Origin of the sequence: Bacillus atrophaeus (genome assembly GCF_039519175.1) — a bacterium.
Classification (GTDB): Bacteria; Bacillota; Bacilli; order Bacillales; family Bacillaceae; genus Bacillus; species Bacillus atrophaeus.
This window is the reverse complement of the sequence record NZ_CP154443.1, coordinates 1,580,931-1,599,244: the sequence shown is the minus strand read 5'-3', so window position 1 is coordinate 1,599,244 and position 18,314 is coordinate 1,580,931. Positions and strand designations below refer to the sequence as shown.

Genomic DNA, 18,314 nt, shown 5'->3' with positions numbered 1-18,314 from the left:
TGGAATCACCCTTTCTGAATCAAATGCCGGGCCGGCAGCCTGATGGTAAAAACCACACCACCGTTTTGCTTGTTTTGAAACCTGATATCCCCGTCAAGGTCTGTCACGATTTCCTTTACATATGAGAGTCCGATTCCTGTCGAGGGAGTGCCAAATTCGTCATACTTTGAGGTGAATCCCGGATCAAATACAATTTCTCCGATTTTCTCAGGAATGCCGGGACCATTGTCTTCCACCTGAAATTCTACCATACCTCCTTCAAGCTCACGAAGCCTAAGGACGACCATTCCCTTGCCCCTCATTGCCTCAACCGCATTAGCCGTCAAGTTATTAATAATAGAAAGAATGATAAATACATGATAATCGGTATGCTTTCCCTCTATCGAATAGTGAAACGCAATATCTTTTCCCATAGACTCCGCATACTTTTCATTCATTCGAATGACAAGCTGAATCAAATCGGCGGCATTCATATAATCTCTGAAGCTTTCATTTGAAATCAGTTTTGATAGACCGGCAAATATTCGCTGATTGTCTTTTTTCACTTCATGAATCTCACCGGCCAGCCTTAAGATTCTGCTGCTGAGCAGCTCATCTTTCCCATTCAATTCCCGGTACAGCTGGTACGATTCGTTTGTCACGTGTTCTGTCGTTTTCAGCGTTTTTTTCAATTGAACCGTTTCCTCGTATAAATTCGAGACGATCATCAGCATGTGCTCATTTTGTCTTCGGGTTTGCTTTTCCCTTGATTGCGCCTCATACAGCTTCATCACATTAAAAAAGCTAAGAACGATAAACGTGTGGGAAATGGAGATCACCGCAATATCTGTTATTTTTTCCGGTGTCACAACCGTCCCATAGATGAAAAATTGCACGGCCAGCTCGATGCAATCAGATGCAATTTCGATCATAAACCCAATAAAACCAAGCATAAACGGCCGATCACGAAAACGCTTTACCTTTAAGAAATAAAACAAACATGCATATGTAAAGTAAAAGAAAAAGCTGGACGATTGGTCACTCAAAACGGAAATCAATTCGGCATGTTCCCCGCCGTATAATTCCAGGAACACACGAAATGCGACAACCGCTGTTCCTGTCAAAAGCCCCGGTAACACTGCCGGCACATGTCTTAACAGTAATAAGAAAAAGAAAAAAGCCGGTGCGCCGAAGCTGATACGGAATTCTTCATTCAGAGGATAAAATTTCAGTTCGCCGGCAAGCGGCACGGTAATCAGCATGAGAGCCAAAATATAACCGTCTTTTTTTAGAAAATACTCAAGTTTTATCGTGATCACTTCCTCCTTTTTTATTTTGGATATTTAACTGAAAACCTGCAAATCTCTTTTGACCCAGTATGGAAGCACGGACCTCCTTTTTATAAATCCATCGGCTTATTTTAAAAATGTTTTTGTCGTATTTTGTATGATTCTGTAGTTGTCATTATACAGTAAATATACCTTTTCCATTTCATGAAAACGTTTAACACCCTTCCGCTGCTGCTTCTCTCAATTTGATCTGCATCCCTCATATTAATGAACACGTTATAGATAGGAGGAATTTTATGAAAGAACTCGTAAAGGAGCGTCCTGTAACAACGGACTGGGCTTCACTTCTAAATGACTGGGTAGACCATTACCGCCCCTTTGCCGCCAATGGCCGAAGCGCGAATTATATCCCCGCTTTAGGAAAAATCAATGACTCACAGCTTGGCATTTGTATAACAGAGCCCGACGGAAAGATGATACATGCCGGCGATTGGAAAGTTCCTTTCACGCTGCAAAGCATCTCAAAAGTGGTCAGCTTTATCGCCGCATGTATGAGCCGCGGGATTTCCTATGTGCTCGATCGTGTTGACGTTGAGCCGACCGGCGATGCGTTTAATTCCATCATCCGGCTGGAAATACACAAGCCGGGAAAACCATTTAATCCTATGATCAACGCAGGCGCCATTACCATCGCCTCTCTTCTTCCAGGAGAATCGGCACACGATAAATTAGAGTATCTTTACTCCGTTATCGAGAGAATGATAGGCAAACGGCCCGGAATTCATGAGGAAGTCTTCCGGTCTGAGTGGGAAACCGCCCACCGAAACCGGGCGCTGGCCTACTATTTAAAAGAAACAGACTTTTTGGAAGCGGATGTAGAAGAGACATTAGAGGTGTACCTTAAACAATGCGCCATGGAAGGCACTACGGAAGACATCGCTTTGATCGGATTGATTCTCGCCCATGACGGCTATCACCCGATCCGGCAACAGCAAGTAATTCCGAAAGACGTGGCAAAACTGGCCAAAGCATTAATGCTGACATGCGGCATGTACAATGCCTCAGGCAAATATGCGGCATTTGTCGGCGTGCCCGCCAAAAGCGGTGTATCCGGCGGAATCATGGCCTTGGTTCCCCCAAGCGCGAGAAGAGAGCAGCCCTTTCAAAATGGCTGCGGCATCGGTATTTACGGTCCGGCCATTGATGAGTACGGAAACAGCCTGACAGGCGGAATGCTCTTGAAGCATATCGCACAAGAGTGGGAGCTCAGCATTTTTTAAAAAATCGAAACAAGAGGTGATAGGATGCAGCAAATTTTTCAAGAATTCATTGGTTCAACAAATGATTTTCTTTGGTCGAAACTTTTAATTGTATTGCTTCTTTCCTTAGGGATGTACTTTACGTTCAGGCTGAGATTCTTACAAGTCCGTATGCTGAAAGAAATGGTCCGCGTTTTAAAAGAAGGCGCGGCAGCTCGGTCTAAAACCGATATTTCTCCATTCCAAGCGTTTTGTATCAGCATGGCGGCCCGTGTCGGAACGGGAAATATCACGGGAATTGCCATTGCGATTGCCTTGGGTGGACCCGGCGCCATCTTCTGGATGTGGATCATTGCAATCATTGGTTCGGCTTCAAGCTTTGTTGAAAGTACGCTAGCGCAAGTTTATAAAGTGAAGGATCAAAACGGTTTCCGCGGCGGCCCGGCTTACTACATGGAAAAAGGGCTGAAAAAACGATGGATGGGCGCACTGTTCGCTATTTTAATCACCTTATCGTTCGGTATCGTATTTAACTCGGTCCAATCCAATACGATCAGTATTGCATTTGAAAACGCGTTCGGAACGGACCGCCTCACCTTGGGAATCATCTTAATCATTGTCTTCGGCGCTATTATTTTTGGCGGTATCAAACGGATTGCAAAACTATCTGAATATATCGTCGTTGTGTTAGCCGTGTTATATATCGGAGTTGCTTTCTTCGTTATTCTCACAAATATTACACAACTGCCCGGAGTGCTGTCACTGATCGTGAAAAATGCGTTTGGGTTTGAACAGGCGGCAGGCGGCGCTTTGGGCGCTGCGTTAATGCAAGGTGTCAGACGCGGGATATTTTCAAATGAAGCAGGAATGGGAAGCGCGCCGAATGCAGCCGCAACCGCAACAACAAGCCACCCTGTAAAGCAGGGCCTGATTCAGGCATTCGGTGTTCTGACAGATACGTTAATCATTTGTACAAGCACCGCTTTCATCATTTTGTTTTCCGACGCTTATCACCAGCCGGGGCTAAGCGGAATCGCATTGACCCAAGCCGCCCTTAGCTCGCACATCGGGCCGTGGGCATCAGGGTTCCTTGCCATCCTGATATTATTATTTGGATTCTGTGCGTTAATAGGAAACTACTATTACGGAGAAACCAATATTGGATTTTTAAACAAAAATAATAATAAAATGTGGTTATTTATCTATCGAATCGGCGTACTGGCAATGGTCGTATTCGGCTGTGTTTCGAAAGTCCAGCTAGTCTGGGATTTGGCTGATTTATTTATGGGCTTGATGGTGGTTGTGAATTTAATTGCCATTTTCTTATTATCAAAAGTAGTGTTTACTGCACTGCATGACTATATGCGTCAGAAAAAAGCAGGAAAAGATCCCGTGTTCTATAAAAATGTGCTGAAAGACCATGACGGCATTGAATGCTGGGAGCACTCTGAAGCTATAATAGATCCAAAAAATAAACACATATCATAATATAAAAGGTGTTCAGATATGACCAATCTGAACACCTTTTATTACTTTAATGAGATGAAAACCTTCATTGACAAATAAGAAGCTGTCCATTACCATTTTCATATATTTTTAAAAAGTCAGAAAGGAAGCGTTCAGGTGCTTACCATGAATCCTATTACACACATTTTAGATACATTTCCCATGCTCATATTAGACGGCGCAATGGCTACTGAGCTTGAACGCAAGGGCTGTGACTTGAATGACAGCCTCTGGTCTGCAAAAATCCTGATGGAGCAGCCGAATCTTATTAAACAGGTTCATACCGATTATTTCGCGGCTGGGGCGGACTGCGCGATTACCGCCAGTTATCAGTCCACGATTGAAGGCTTTGCAGCACGCGGGGTAAACAGAGCGGAAGCATTGCGGCTTATTCAGAAGTCTGTCCATATCGCGGCGGAAGCAAGGGACGAGTTTTGGGAACAACACAAAAGCTCAGACCGGCCGAAGCCTATTGTCGCCGCGTCAGTCGGCCCTTATGGCGCCTTTCTTGCTGACGGCTCCGAATATCGAGGAGATTATCAGATGACAGAGGAAGAACTGATGGATTTTCACATGCCGCGGATGAAAGCCCTTATTGAAGCCGGAGCTGATATTTTGGCTTGTGAAACCATTCCATGCCTCTCAGAAGCAAAAGCCATTGTCAGGCTGCTGCAGAAATTTCCCGGAACGTATGCCTGGATCAGCTTCAGCGCAAAAGACGAGAAGCATATCAGCGATGGAACCCCGGTTGCCGAATGTGCAAAATGGCTCGATCAGCACGGCCAAGTGGCAGCGGCGGGTATCAACTGCACCCCGATTCAATACATTCCTTCATTAATTAAAGAATGTAAAAAGAATACAGCAAAACCGATCATCGTCTATCCGAATTCAGGCGAGCAATACGATCCGGACACCAAAACATGGAACGGAGCGGCATGTGCAGAGCCATACAAAAAAAGCGCTCAAAACTGGCATAAATGTGGTGCACAGCTCATCGGAGGCTGCTGCAGAACGACTCCTGAGGACATCAAAGCCATTGCTGACTGGGCGAGATCTTAAAATCCATTTGACTTATCGGAATAGTTTGTATATTCTATGCTAAAAGTTGTTTCACCGAAGTCTCGTGTCACCTGACATGAGATTTTTTATTAGATAGGTATAAAAATCGTTCTAAAGAAAGTTGGAAAAAGATGAAATCCGTTAACAACAAGAATGAGACAAACTTTCAGAGAAGTATGAAAAGCAGACATCTCTTTATGCTGTCACTGGGAGGCGTCATTGGCACCGGGCTGTTCCTAAGTTCCGGCTATACGATTCAGCAAGCAGGCCCCGCGGGAACCATTCTCGCATATTTAGTCGGCGCCGGAATCGTATACCTTGTGATGCTGTGCCTTGGAGAATTATCCGTTGCCATGCCGGTTACGGGCGCATTTCATACCTACGCAGCGAAATACATAGGACCCGGAACGGGGTTCACTGTCGCATGGCTGTACTGGCTGACATGGGCCGTGGCATTAGGCTCTGAGTTTACCGCCTCCGGGTTACTGATGCAGCGATGGTTCCCCCATACCTCAGTCTGGATGTGGAGCGCTGTTTTCGCCCTGTTAATTTTTTTATTAAATGCGTTTTCTGTGAAATTTTTTGCTGAATCAGAATTTTGGTTTTCAAGCATCAAAGTGTTAGCCATTTTATTATTTATCATTTTAGGCGGAGCGGCGATGTTTGGCATCATTCCGATCAAAAATTCAGAAACCGTGCCGATGCTTTCAAATTTCATGGGAGAGGGAGGACTCTTCCCGCATGGTTTTCTTCCTATATTCATGACCATGCTCTCCGTCAATTTTGCATTTTCAGGCACGGAGCTGATCGGCATTGCCGCCGGAGAAAGCGTTGATCCTGAAAAAAACATACCGAGAGCCATTAAAACAACCATTTGGCGGCTCGCGCTTTTCTTTGTCGGGACGATATTTGTTCTTTCAGGAATGATTCCCATTAAAGAAGCGGGCGTCATCCAAAGCCCGTTTGTTGTCGTCTTTGACAGAGTCGGCGTCCCCTATGCCGCTGACATCATGAATATCGTGATTTTGACCGCACTGCTTTCCGCCGCCAATTCCGGGCTGTACGCTTCATCACGTATGCTGTGGTCACTGTCTAAAGAGAAAACACTGCACCCTTCCTTTGCGAAGCTCACCTCCAAAGGAATTCCGTTTAACGCTTTGATCTTCAGTATGATCGGCGGTATTTTATCATTGCTTTCCAGTGTGTTCGCGCCCGGCACCGTCTACCTGGTCCTGGTATCCATCTCAGGGTTTGCGGTCGTTGTGGTCTGGATGGGCATTGCCGCATCCCAATTCATGTTCAGAAAACGTTTTTTGGAAGAAGGCAACAAAGTCACTGATTTAAAATACCGCACACCTTGTTATCCCGCTGTGCCGATCGCCGCGTTCCTACTATGTCTCGCGTCCTGCATCGGCATCGCATTTGATCCGAATCAAAGAATCGCCTTATATTGCGGTGTGCCGTTTATGGCCTTGTGTTATGCGGTTTATTACGCGAAGAACCGAAAAAGCCGTTCGGCTGCCAAAGTGACCCATTCAAAATAAAAAGAAGAACCTGTGCCGTACAGGTTCTTCTTTTTCATCATACTTCCACTACCCAATGAAATGCGTCTTGCTCTTTGCCAAGCTGGATATCGGTAAGGGTCTGATGCAGCTTTTCTGCGATTCTTCCGATCCGGCCGTCATTGATCGAAAGCTTCTTCCCATGCCAATTCAATTCATCGACAGGTGTAATAACAGCAGCCGTTCCCGTCCCAAAAATCTCTGTTATATCTCCCCGAACCGATGCATCGTAAATCTCTTCTATTGAGATCCGCTCTTCTCTGACGTGAATGTTCCAGCTTCGCAACAGATCAATAACGGAAGCGCGTGTGATCCCGCTCAAGATGCTCCCGCTTAACGCCGGGGTGACAACTTCCCCGTTGATAACAAAAAAGATGTTCATGCTCCCTACTTCTTCCACGTATTTCTTTTCAATAGCGTCGAGCCACAATACCTGATCGTATCCTAATTCGTTCGCTTTTTGCTGGGCCTGCAAGCTGGCGGCGTAATTTCCGGAAGTTTTGGCATTGCCCACTCCGCCGTTTACTGCTCTGACGTACTCATCTTCCACATAAATCTTAGCCGGCTCTAATTGGGATGAATAATATGAGCCGACAGGAGACAGCACGATCATAAATGTATAACTCTTTGAAGGCCTGACGCCTAAACATGGTTCTGTCGCAATAACAAAAGGCCGAATATATAGAGACGTTCCCCTTTCCCTCGGCACCCATTCTTTTTCCAAATCAATTAACTGAGTCAGCGCCTCCAGCACGACGTTCTCATCCAAAGAAGGCATACTCATTCGCCGGCATGATCTGTTTAATCTTTTTATATTTTGATCGGGCCGAAACAGCAAAATCCGGTCATCCGCCGCTCTATAGGCCTTCAACCCTTCAAAAACCGCCTGGCCGTAATGAAAAACAGAAGCAGACGGGGCTAACGTGACTGGCTCATACGGAGCGATCCTAGGACGATGCCACCCTTTCCCTTCCTCATAATCCATCACAAACATATAATCAGTGAAATACTGCCCGAATCCGAGTGAAGATGGGTCCGGTTTTTCTTTTCTTTCAGTTACCTTAACTCTTTCAATAAGCTTATTCACGACACGCACACCTTTCTGCTCATAGTTGTTTAAATTTTCAGTCAATTTAAAGTAGCAGATCCTTACCGCCTTTCCTTTCAACAGGCTGCTTTATCACCCGGCAGTTTCACTTGCCTCAACCGAAAAGATGATCTTATACTGGATTGCAACAAATTATTTTCACAATATTCAGTATGATATTTATTTATTATACAATACATGATTTGTAAGATGAAGGGCGATTAGGGAAAAGAATAAAGAAAAAACAGCCGGGCTCCCTCCGGCTATTTCATTAACGTAACGCTAACCACAAAACAACAATATGAAGGATTAGCAAAACATACACCACATAGCAAAGCCGGGCAGCCGTGTTTCTTAGAAACATAAAAACAATCATAAGAACGGGCAGAACCAAGACACCGATCATCTTATGTATCGACATATCCGGTTGAATAGTTACATCATAATGAATGGGCATATCAGCCGGAAGATACGGATAAAAAGCAATCGACAGGATAAAAGCAATAACAACCGATCCCCACAGCACTCTTTTATTCATTAAAAACATACGCACACCTCTTCGTGTTAAAGATTTTATACCGTTCGCTGTTTTACTTATCCGCTTTTAAAACCTGCTTTAAATACAAAGCACATACTAAAGGGAGTTAAACGATTAAAAAGCTGTCGAGCTAAGCGGTTTCTTTCTTCTGAAAATTATACGCGATACGTTTGTTCCACCATAAACTTCGTCCGGTCGCCCCTTGTGATAATTTGGGCGTATTCCACGACTTCCTCATTTTCATCATATGTAAGGGACTCTGATAAAAATGCCGGGGCTCCAACGTTGGTTAATAGATGGCCGCTGATCGTTTCATCCGTCAAAATCGGTTCAATAGACTCCGTGCCGCGGCTGATTTGTATATGGTATTTTGTCCTCAGCAAAGCAAACAGCGATCCCGTGCATTCTTCCTGACCCAATCCCGGAGCGGCTTTCCACGGTATATACGACGTATGATATTGCAAAGGCTCATCTTCCGCATATCTTACTCTGACCAGTTTGTTAACGGGATCATTTACCTTCACTTTCAGAAGCTCCGCGATGGAGTGATCAGCGGGTATCACAACAAGCTCAAGCACCTTTGACTCTGAACGAAGCCCTCTCATTTGTTCTGCAAAACTCGTGATCTTATGCGGAATCGGCGCTTGGATTTTTGCCGCTGACACAAATGTTCCTTTTCCTTGGATTCTCTTAATATACCCCTCCAGCTCCAGCTGCTGTAAAGCCAGTCTCACAGTGGTTCTGCTGACATCATATTGCTCGCAAAACTCACTTTCTGTCGGCAGCTGATCATTTGCCTGGTATTTGCCTGACTTGATCAATTCAATGATTTTAAACTTGATAACTGAATATAGAGCCGTCATAGCGTTCCTCCCTATCCTGAATACATAACGATCTTCTATGGTTGTCCTAATAATATCATCTACAAATGATTTATAAAAGATTGGTATCATCCTTTCATAACAAATTATCTGAAAATGATATTGACAGTTTCCTGTTTAAGGTGCTAAATTCGTAGTAACAAATATTCAATTTACTAATACAAATTTCATATTTGTCTATATCAAAATAGGAGGTGCCACATGAATATTATCATTGCAGACCACTATGATAATCTTTGTGAAGTAAGCGCTGATATTGTAAAGAAGTGCGTTCGAACACAAGAGGCGGCGGTTCTCGGACTGGCAACCGGCAGCACGCCGATCGGCCTGTACAAAAAGCTCATTCTGGATTATCAATCCGGGGATGTTGATTTTTCAAATGTTACTACATTTAATCTGGATGAATATGTCGGGCTCTCTCGATCACATCCTGAAAGTTATAATAAATTTATGAATGATCATTTTTTTCAGCATGTTAATATACACCCGGACAACATTCACATTCCTCAAGGGGATCACCCTCAGCTTGAAGCTGAGTGCAAGCAGTATGAGGATCTCATCCGCCGCGCAGGAGGAATTGATCTTCAAATTCTCGGGATCGGCTCTAATGGCCATATCGGCTTTAACGAACCGGGTTCTGATCCGGAAGCCAGAACACGAGTAGTCCGGCTGTCAGAAAGCACAATCGAAGCAAATGCAAGATTTTTTGGCGATACTGCGCTCGTTCCCAGACTCGCGATTTCAATGGGAATCAAAACGATTATGGAATTCAGCAAGCACATTGTCTTATTAGCAAACGGTGAAGAGAAAGCGGACGCGATCCAGCAAATGGCTGAAGGCCCCGTCACTCCGGACATGCCGGCCTCCATTCTGCAAACGCATCACAATGTAACCGTTATCGTCGATCAAAAAGCAGGGCAAAAATTAAAGAATCAATCTTTATACCGGACATCATAACTTCATGCAGAAAAGGAGGCTTCCATGTTTAAAAAGGCATTCCAAATCTTACAGCAGCTTAGCCGGGCATTAATGACGCCAGTCGCCGGACAAAAAGTCAAACAAGGACAGCGGCTTTTAACGTTCGATTTGAATGATATAAAAGAACACGCAGCTTCAGCGATTTCACCGATGATCTTTACGAATAGAACCGAAGAAGAGATGAAGAGTATACGCATGAACTAATCCCCCTGTAAACGGGGGATTTTTTGGTTCCTCTGTATTCCCTATCATAATGTAAGCGTTATCAAAATAAAATAGTAAAACCCTTTCAACTTGTCAGAAAAATTACACAATTTTAAACAATTAAGGAGGTGATTTCAATCAAATAACGAATGTCCCTACTATGGAAGTTAACACCAGTTTATGTGAGGGGGATTGCTTTGAAAAAATTTATTGCTTTTCAGATTTTAATCGCGTTGGCTATCGGAGCAGTTATCGGACATTTTTTTCCTGATTTCGGTATGGCGTTAAGGCCGGTCGGAGACGGTTTTATCCGCCTGATTAAAATGATTGTAGTGCCGATTGTGTTTTCTACGATCGTGATAGGGGCTGCCGGAAGCGGAAGCATGAAAAAAATGGGAAGTCTCGGTGTGAAAACGATTATCTGGTTCGAAGTCATTACCACCATCGTGTTAGGACTCGGACTTGTTTTGGCCAACGTATTAAAGCCCGGTGTCGGACTTGATCTCTCTCATCTGGCGAAAAAAGATATCGGGGAACTGTCTGGCTATACTGAAAAAGTCGTTGATTTTAAACAAATGGTCCTCGACATCATCCCCACTAACATTATTGATGTCATGGCGAGAAATGATCTGCTGGCAGTCATTTTCTTCGCGATATTATTCGGTGTGGCGGCTGCCGGGATCGGAAAAGCCTCTGAACCTGTGATGAATTTTTTTGAAGCCACAGCCCAAATTATGTTTAAGCTGACTCAAATCGTTATGGTCACAGCGCCGATCGGTGTGCTTGCCCTCATGGCCGCTTCTGTAGGCCAATTCGGAATCGAGCTTTTGCTTCCAATGCTAAAATTGGTCGGTACGGTTTTTCTCGGCCTGTTCATTATCCTCTTTGTGTTATTCCCGCTTGTCGGACTCATCTTTAAAATCAAATATTTTGAAGTGCTGAAAATGATCTGGGATCTGTTTCTCATCGCCTTCTCCACCACCAGTACGGAAACGATCTTGCCGCAGCTCATGGACCGGATGGAGAAGTACGGATGCCCAAAAAGAGTGGTTTCATTTGTGGTTCCATCAGGATTGTCTTTAAACTGTGACGGTTCCAGTTTATATCTATCAGTTTCCTGTATATTCCTGGCTCAAGCTTTCAATGTGGATATGTCCGTCTCAGAGCAGCTGCTTATGATGCTTGTGCTTGTTATGACAAGTAAAGGCATCGCAGCCGTGCCTTCAGGCTCACTTGTTGTTCTTTTGGCCACAGCCAACGCCGTCGGGCTGCCGGCTGAAGGCGTCGCCATCATTGCGGGTGTGGACCGTATCATGGATATGGCCCGAACCGGTGTCAACGTACCCGGACACGCGGTAGCCTGCATCGTTGTCTCTAAATGGGAAAAAGTCTTCCGCGAAAAGGATTGGACACCGCCAAAAGATTACGGACAAACAGAAAGTCTCTGATACGAACGTATAAAAAAAACCTCTGAGACGACCATGTCTCAGAGGTTTTAACATATATTTTATTCAGCAGACGCCTGATCTTCCGTTTCAATCGCTGCCAGTCTGGCGTTGATTTCTTCGGCAGTCATGCCGTGTTCTTTTACATATAAATTTCTCGGATTTGTGCGGCATTCGTGGCTGCAGCTGCGCATATACTTGTATTCATTTTCCGGTGTGCAGATCATTTTCTTATTGCATGACGGGTTAGCGCAGTTTACATACCGTTCGCACGGCTCGCCCGTAAAACAGTCTTTCCCCACGATCACATGCTCCACACGGTTGACGGGCACGCTGATTCTTTCATCAAAGACGTAGCATTGACCGTCCCATAGCTTCCCTTGTACTTCAGGGTGCTTCCCGTACGTGACGATTCCGCCGTCAAGCTGGGACACATCCTCGTAGCCCTCTTTCATTAACCAGCCAGAGAACTTTTCACAGCGGACTCCGCCTGTGCAGTAGGTCAGAATTTTTTTACCTTCGAGAATTTCTTTGTTGTCTTGAATCCAATCCGGCAATTCGCGGAAGGCTTCAATATCCGGTCTGATGGCCCCTCTAAAATGGCCTAAGTCATACTCATAATCATTACGGGCATCAATGACAACCGTATCATCTGACTGCATTTGCTCAAAGAATTCCGGCGGGCTCAAATGTTTGCCTGTGATCTCATTCGGGTCAACATCATCTTCCAAACGAAGGCTGACAAGCTCATCCCGATGGCGGACATGCATTTTTTTGAACGCGTGGCCGCTGGCTTCATCAATTTTAATCGGCATATCAGCAAACCGCGGGTCCGCTTTCAGCGCCTGCATATATTGCTCAGTTTGTTCGAACGTACCGGAGACTGTGCCGTTAATCCCTTCTGCTGAAATAAGGATACGGCCTAACAAACCAAGTTCTTTACAAAACGACAAATGCTGAGCCGTAAATTCCTCCGGCTCTTCTATCGGAACATATTTATAATAAAGTAATACTCTGTATTTATTTTCCATTTCAAACACCCTGTTCAATTATAATTAAGTTCTTTGCATACTCTACTATATCATACAGGAAAACACCATAAAGTTGAACATATCAGCCCACGCTCTATTTTTACGCAGAATGGCTGATACATGGGGGCAGAAAAGGATTTTGACTGTTTTTATACGATTTTTCCCATTAATTTACTAATAGGTTGATTTGCTGTTTCTCTTACTCCATCTCTTCTTCAAACGATAAATTCACGGGTTCTTCCAAAAGTTCAGAAGCCATTTCCATGTTCGTAGACGGCACATGTTCATCCACTTCTTCAAAAGACACTTGATCAATCCAAATCTGGCCCGGACCGGATAATAAAACGCCAAATGAAATTACAGCGCTATTTTCCGGAACATCTAACACAACAGAATAATAATTCCAGTTCGTTGTCCCGGTAATCGGCCTATTACTCATATTGTCGAATTGAAGAATATCTCCCGCTGCACTATCCACCCTCATCCAGAGTGAGGAAAATTGCTGAACCTGTTTCGTCTGAATAAACCCCGAGAGCCTGATTCTTTTTCCTATATAACGCTCGGCTTTAAACTGCTGCATCATCGTAGCAAATTCACCGGCATCCTGTACCGTTTTAGACTTTACATACCCCGACGCCTTTCCTTGATGAACATTTTCATGATCAACCCCCATTTCATAATGAAATGGGTGGCTTCCGCTTAATACCCAGCCTTTCACTGTCTTTTCCATCCATAATTCCTCCTTTTTCGATATGATACTCTTCATGATTTTTCGATATTTACCGGGCGGCAGATGATATATTTTCTTAAATGCCCTTGTGAATGCTTCTTGTGATTCAAATTGGTAAAGCAGCGCAATATCTAAGATCCGATGGTCTGTATGCAGCAAGGCAGCCGCTGCGTTTGCGAAGCGTCTCCTCTGAATGTAAGAAGTGACAGACATCCCAACCGCAGATTGAAAAATCCTGTGAAAGTGGTATTTTGAAAACCCGGCGACATGCGCTATATCTTCGGCCGACATCTGCTCGTGTAAATGAGATTCAATCCACTCGATCGTCTTTTGGATGATTTGTTCATGAGACATACAGGCTCACGGCTCCTTTCTTTATTAGAATAAATGACAGCCAGAATGTTTTTTTGATTATTTTTGCGGACATCATAAAAAAATCCCCTGCTATTAGACAAGGGACTTTAAATTTCACTAGTATGCGGGACTAGATAATAACAGAAGGAGAAATATGTTCAATCCAAATCACACCGTCATACTGCTCCTTTAATATCATCTCTTCTTCATTGTTCCCCCAGTACAAAGCCGTACGCGGAGTGTAGATCCATGATGTGCCTTTGCGGTTTTTCGTATGAAGGAAATCGACGAAGGTGTATGGGTGCCGGGCACTTTTAAGTAAGGCTTCCAAGCTTGTTGGCTGATGCGAGCTATTGACTGGCGTAATGGTGCCGTCATTACCTAAACTCTCACCTGAATACGCATAGATGCCAATGGTATAGGTTTGCTTTTTGATACGTTCCGGCAAATAATCACCCATATTGGGACCACTGATTTGGATCCAGTCTTTGATTACCTTTGTGTTTTGCTTGCGCAGGTGGTAGTTATGCCCCCATACCATGATTTTTTTATCAGGGTATAACTCCTCTGCCACCCACTCCAATTGCTCCGCCATCATCTTGTCGCGCAAAAAGAAAGTCAAATTCTCCATCTGGTCTGGCTCTGGATATATCTCCAGCTTTTCTCTCATTTCTTGTAAAAGATACGTCTCCATAATTTCCATCCTTAATTGGAGGCTATGTTTTACGATATCAAGAGACTTTGGGTGGCGGGGATCTTTAAACGCTGAAGAATGGCTGTCAACAAACTTTAATAACTCACTATATTCCTTAACCAACGCTTCTTTTTTCTTATGAAATTCTTCAAGGGTGCTGCTGTCGGAGACAAGGCTGAAATACTGGTCTTCCGCTTGAGTCAGTTCCTCTGCTTTCGCAGGATCAACTTTTTTAAACAAATCATGAACAGACTTGTTGAATTTGCCCGGCATATCTTGAATATCAAAACCGGTCAAAATGAGAGGGTCTCCTTTTTCTTTTTGTTCTTTGATATATTGAAATAATTCCAGCACATCTTCAGTGTGCCAAACACCAAAAATAGAATCCTTCATTAGGCCCCTGGCAGATAATTGATCTATATTGCGGTAGGAGGCATTTGTGTCGGAAAACCCTGATTCAAATGCAATCACATCATAGCCTAAATGTTCGTGAAGATATTTGATCAGACGGACTTTTGTTTGGTTCATCTCGGCAGCGCCATGTGTGGTTTCTCCCAGTTGAACAATTCGTTTATCTTTTAAAACGTTCTTTAAAAATCGCAAATCTTTCTGTGAAGAATCTGACATTTCTATAGGATGTGCGTTTCGTTTGATCCACCGCTCCCAATGTTTGATATCCTTCTCTCCGGCAGCGGCTTGGACTGAGGCAGTCAAGGGGGTGAACAACAAACAAACACTGAGCAGCAGCATGGTCACTTTCAATAACGTGTTTTTCAATTGAAATCTCTCCTTTTTGATCAATCTATCTTCCTCTTTGTTACGAGATAGATTGATCAAAAGTTTCCGTTCCCAAATAAAAAAGCTTGTTGACCTGCCTCAAAAGGCTCGATCAACAAGCTGATTCCAATCAAGCTATCTTTAACTTTCCACTACCACTTTTACCGGTTCACTTTCCTTTTTCGTGGTATCGGTTGCTGTGACGTACAGCACTGTTCCCGCTTTTTGCTTTGCTATCTTCACAGAAAATTTGCCTTTGCTGTCTGCTTTAGCTGATGCCAATCCTTTTTTCGATTTATCCATCACTTTAATATTGGCATTGGCGCTTGCTTTTCCTGTGACAGCCGTGTCATTTACCGTGACTGAGCCGACTTCCGGCTTGGCCGGGGGCTGTCCTTCTTTTACGACTGTCTTTATTGATGTTTCAGCTTTTCCTTTTGTTCCTTTCACATGAAGAACCGTGTTTTTCTTTTGCAGCGGGATTTTGACTTGATAGGTTCCGTCTGCTCCGGCAGTTGCTGTGCCCAATGTCTTGGTCCCGCTCACCACTTCGATTTTTGTGCCTTCTTTTGCAGAACCCTTGACCTTTTGCTGGTTATCCTTCACCTGATTGACTGCCATATCTAATTCAACCGCGCTTACCGCATGGAACGCATTCAGACGCCCGTTGCCTGAGTACCAGTCAATGCCGGGGATTTTCGGATCTGTAATCGGATCCCCGTTTTCATCTGTCGGAGCTTCTCCGCCGCCGTCCACACTGTCAAATGTGATATTATCGGCCGTTTCATCAAGGATTTTTTCAACTTCACTTGGTGTTAAGCTTGGATTTTGAGAAAGCAGCAAACCTGCCGCAGCTGTGACATAAGGAGTGGCCATAGAAGTCCCGCTCATGTAGGTCACATTTCCGTTTGGAACAAGGCTTGGAATATCTGATCCAGGTGCCGCCAAATCTAATCCTTCGCCATAATTAGAGAATTCTGATATGACATCAAGCTTGTTTGTAGCTCCGACGGAAATGGCATAGCGTGATGAAGCTGGATAACCAACTTCCGGCGCGGCTTCATTTCCACTCGCTGCAGCCACTGTGACACCGTGAGACGCCGCATAATTCAAGGCATACTCAAGCACGCGGCTGTATCCGCCGCCAAGGCTTAGGTTAATGACTTTCGCACCTTGATCGACCGCATATTTAATTCCCAAAGCAATTTGTTCTGTATCTCCCATTCCTGTAGAATCCAACACTTTTACCGGAATGATCTGTGCATGGGCATTCAATCCTGCCATCGAGTACCCGTTATCCTGCTGTGCCGCAATAATTCCGGATACATGTGTGCCGTGCCCTTGATCGTCGAGCGCGTTATCGTTCCGGCCGACAAAGTTTTTGCCTAAATCTGTACGGACTTTTCCTTTTAAATCAGCTAAAGTGCTGTCGACTCCCGTATCAACAACCGCGATCAGCGTATCTTGTAATGTTTTATTGCCGAGAAGATTTTGCATCGCCTCAAATTTCACATCAGATCCGCTATTTCCGCCATCTTTTCCCGAGTTATGAAGCGGCCATTGATGCGGATATTGAACATCGTTAGAAAGGCTGCGATAGGTTTGCACAGGCTCCGCAAATTCAACATCCGGCATGTTGGACAGCTTCTCCGCCGTGCTTTCTGCTTGAGCTTTAAATGTGCCGTCAGACTCTTTTTCACCATTGATATCCAGTGAATACATATCATCAAACAGCTCATCGCTCTTATCCGGGCTGGATACCTCATTTGATTGGATGCCGTAGCCCTTCATGCTTTTTTGCAGAGAGCTCAGGCTTTTTCCATGCTTCATTTTGACAATGACTTTACTCGTTTGGCCGGCGCTTTCCGGCGCGAGCTTTTGTTTGGAAATCAAATAGCCTGACGATTTCCCTTCAAGGCTTGTCAATCCGATCTTTTCAGCCTGTTTTTCCATGTCTTCTTTTATAAAGTCAGGCACAGACTGCAGGGTCATTTTGTAGAGGCTGTTGATCGCTTTTTGTTCTTTTTCTGTTACTGTATGTGAGCTGTTTGCGCCGTTTTCCGCCACGTCTTTAAAAAGCGGCTTTAACGTCACAAGGTTCTGATAAACAGCGTTTCGGTCATCCTTGTTTGCAACCAGATGGGAGACAAGGAATGGCGCTGTTTTATAGTAAAGCCCTGACAGCTTCTTGCCCTCCTCCGTCTTGTTCAGCCATTGGTCTCGAATGGTGCGCAGCTGTGACAGGATCGTCTTTCCTGACTTTTTTTGATCCACACTCAGTTCAACCGGGCACTCTTCCTGAGAAGCCGCCTCTTGATCTGATGGCTGAATTGTGATCCCGTCATAACCGATCGTATATGTCGCTTTTCCCGGTGCTTCGGATTGCACCTCGCCTTCTGGAGGCTCTTCTTCACCGAGATATTCCACCTTTATGTAGTAAGGCCCTTCCCACGCATGGGGAACGTTGACTTCGGCCTTCTGTTCCGCGGCCGTGCTCACTCGATATTGATCAAAAGTGTCATCTTGCTTCGCCTTTTCTTTACTGGAGTAAACAGAAACTGCTAGAAGCTCATTGCTCTTTACTTTCAGCTTCATGTGAGAATCCTTGGAGATTTCCTCTTTTGAAGGAGATATTTTATACCATTGTGACTGCTCAGGTTTTTCTAGTGTTCCCTCTGCTTCTTTGCCTTTGGTCAGGCTGACTGCTTGGTCGATTCCATTTTCCGCAGCGGCTTTGCTTGCTTTAGCAGGCATAAACAAGCTGAATAGCAGCATACCTGTAAGAACCAATACCAAAAGCGGACTGATTTTCTGATTTTTCATTTGATAACCTCCTGAAAAATTGAATCTTTTAGCAGGTTATCATGAATGCAAATACGCCTTAAACAGTAAATAGGACTAGTTTCGAATTGAAGAATAGAGCAGTTTTTTCAAGAGAATC

14 protein-coding genes and 1 pseudogene are annotated in these 18,314 nt (G+C 44.4%); 7 read left to right on the top strand and 8 right to left on the bottom strand.

The features are described 5' to 3' along the window. Window positions 1-5 precede the first annotated feature (5 nt). Window positions 6-1,241, bottom strand: a complete 1,236-nt coding sequence (locus AAHT65_RS08345; protein ID WP_088118432.1) for a sensor histidine kinase — start codon at window positions 1,239-1,241, stop codon at window positions 6-8. 323 nt (window positions 1,242-1,564) lie between these two features. Between AAHT65_RS08345 and AAHT65_RS08340 the strand changes: the two genes are divergently transcribed. From AAHT65_RS08340 to AAHT65_RS08325, 4 genes are all read left to right on the top strand, one after another. Further along, the gene (locus AAHT65_RS08340) at window positions 1,565-2,548 is read left to right on the top strand and encodes a glutaminase (protein WP_343311325.1); all 984 of its coding nucleotides are present in this window, start codon (window positions 1,565-1,567) and stop codon (window positions 2,546-2,548) included. 24 nt (window positions 2,549-2,572) lie between these two features. After that, window positions 2,573-4,015, top strand: a complete 1,443-nt coding sequence (locus AAHT65_RS08335; protein WP_343311324.1) for an alanine/glycine:cation symporter family protein — start codon at window positions 2,573-2,575, stop codon at window positions 4,013-4,015. A 144-nt stretch (window positions 4,016-4,159) separates the two neighbouring features. Then, window positions 4,160-5,092, top strand: coding sequence for a homocysteine S-methyltransferase (mmuM, locus tag AAHT65_RS08330; RefSeq protein ID WP_343311514.1), 933 nt, complete (start codon window positions 4,160-4,162; stop codon window positions 5,090-5,092). A gap of 131 nt (window positions 5,093-5,223) precedes the next feature. Then, a complete protein-coding gene (locus AAHT65_RS08325; protein WP_343311323.1) occupies window positions 5,224-6,636 on the top strand; it encodes an amino acid permease in 1,413 nt (470 codons plus the stop codon). Window positions 6,637-6,673: 37 nt separating this feature from the next. Here AAHT65_RS08325 and AAHT65_RS08320 read toward each other — a convergent pair whose 3' ends face one another. The 3 genes from AAHT65_RS08320 to gamR all read right to left on the bottom strand — a co-directional run bounded on the left by AAHT65_RS08320 (window position 6,674) and on the right by gamR (window position 9,142). Next, entirely contained in the window at window positions 6,674-7,741 is a 1,068-nt protein-coding gene (locus AAHT65_RS08320) for a branched-chain amino acid aminotransferase (RefSeq protein ID WP_063638854.1), read from the bottom strand. A gap of 271 nt (window positions 7,742-8,012) precedes the next feature. Further along, a complete protein-coding gene (locus AAHT65_RS08315) occupies window positions 8,013-8,288 on the bottom strand; it encodes a DUF1648 domain-containing protein (protein WP_258728547.1) in 276 nt (91 codons plus the stop codon). 146 nt (window positions 8,289-8,434) lie between these two features. After that, window positions 8,435-9,142, bottom strand: a complete 708-nt coding sequence (gamR, locus tag AAHT65_RS08310; RefSeq protein ID WP_088116413.1) for a transcriptional regulator GamR — start codon at window positions 9,140-9,142, stop codon at window positions 8,435-8,437. A 219-nt stretch (window positions 9,143-9,361) separates the two neighbouring features. Here gamR and nagB point away from each other — a divergent pair, with 219 nt between their 5' ends. The 3 genes and pseudogenes from nagB to gltP all read left to right on the top strand — a co-directional run bounded on the left by nagB (window position 9,362) and on the right by gltP (window position 11,790). After that, window positions 9,362-10,117 carry a glucosamine-6-phosphate deaminase gene (nagB, locus tag AAHT65_RS08305; RefSeq protein WP_063638665.1) on the top strand — a complete coding sequence of 252 codons (756 nt, stop codon included), beginning with the start codon at window positions 9,362-9,364 and terminating at the stop codon, window positions 10,115-10,117. Window positions 10,118-10,201: 84 nt separating this feature from the next. Continuing rightward, window positions 10,202-10,342: pseudogene (locus AAHT65_RS08300) on the top strand (PTS glucose transporter subunit IIA); the annotation flags it as partial. A gap of 197 nt (window positions 10,343-10,539) precedes the next feature. Then, the gene (gene gltP / locus AAHT65_RS08295; RefSeq protein ID WP_010787512.1) at window positions 10,540-11,790 is read left to right on the top strand and encodes a glutamate-aspartate/proton symporter GltP; all 1,251 of its coding nucleotides are present in this window, start codon (window positions 10,540-10,542) and stop codon (window positions 11,788-11,790) included. A 59-nt stretch (window positions 11,791-11,849) separates the two neighbouring features. Here gltP and AAHT65_RS08290 read toward each other — a convergent pair whose 3' ends face one another. From AAHT65_RS08290 to AAHT65_RS08275, 4 genes are all read right to left on the bottom strand, one after another. Then, entirely contained in the window at window positions 11,850-12,818 is a 969-nt protein-coding gene (locus tag AAHT65_RS08290; protein WP_010787511.1) for a rhodanese-related sulfurtransferase, read from the bottom strand. A gap of 199 nt (window positions 12,819-13,017) precedes the next feature. Further along, a complete protein-coding gene (locus AAHT65_RS08285; RefSeq protein WP_343311322.1) occupies window positions 13,018-13,902 on the bottom strand; it encodes an AraC family transcriptional regulator in 885 nt (294 codons plus the stop codon). Window positions 13,903-14,032: 130 nt separating this feature from the next. Further along, window positions 14,033-15,373, bottom strand: coding sequence for an erythromycin esterase family protein (locus AAHT65_RS08280; RefSeq protein WP_343311321.1), 1,341 nt, complete (start codon window positions 15,371-15,373; stop codon window positions 14,033-14,035). A 141-nt stretch (window positions 15,374-15,514) separates the two neighbouring features. Further along, window positions 15,515-18,196, bottom strand: coding sequence for a S8 family peptidase (locus AAHT65_RS08275; protein ID WP_343311320.1), 2,682 nt, complete (start codon window positions 18,194-18,196; stop codon window positions 15,515-15,517). Window positions 18,197-18,314 lie beyond the last annotated feature (118 nt).

Bases quoted from the DNA above. Each gene is read 5' to 3' on its own strand.
- AAHT65_RS08345 (WP_088118432.1), bottom strand. From the start codon at position 1,241: ATGCTGATTACCGTGCCGCTTGCCGGCGAACTGAAATTTTATCCTCTG.
- AAHT65_RS08340 (WP_343311325.1), top strand. From the start codon at position 1,565: ATGAAAGAACTCGTAAAGGAGCGTCCTGTAACAACGGACTGGGCTTCA.
- AAHT65_RS08335 (WP_343311324.1), top strand. From the start codon at position 2,573: ATGCAGCAAATTTTTCAAGAATTCATTGGTTCAACAAATGATTTTCTT.
- mmuM (WP_343311514.1), top strand. From the start codon at position 4,160: ATGAATCCTATTACACACATTTTAGATACATTTCCCATGCTCATATTA.
- AAHT65_RS08325 (WP_343311323.1), top strand. From the start codon at position 5,224: ATGAAATCCGTTAACAACAAGAATGAGACAAACTTTCAGAGAAGTATG.
- AAHT65_RS08315 (WP_258728547.1), bottom strand. From the start codon at position 8,288: ATGTTTTTAATGAATAAAAGAGTGCTGTGGGGATCGGTTGTTATTGCT.
- gamR (WP_088116413.1), bottom strand. From the start codon at position 9,142: ATGACGGCTCTATATTCAGTTATCAAGTTTAAAATCATTGAATTGATC.
- nagB (WP_063638665.1), top strand. From the start codon at position 9,362: ATGAATATTATCATTGCAGACCACTATGATAATCTTTGTGAAGTAAGC.
- AAHT65_RS08290 (WP_010787511.1), bottom strand. From the start codon at position 12,818: ATGGAAAATAAATACAGAGTATTACTTTATTATAAATATGTTCCGATA.
- AAHT65_RS08285 (WP_343311322.1), bottom strand. From the start codon at position 13,902: ATGTCTCATGAACAAATCATCCAAAAGACGATCGAGTGGATTGAATCT.
- AAHT65_RS08275 (WP_343311320.1), bottom strand. From the start codon at position 18,196: ATGAAAAATCAGAAAATCAGTCCGCTTTTGGTATTGGTTCTTACAGGT.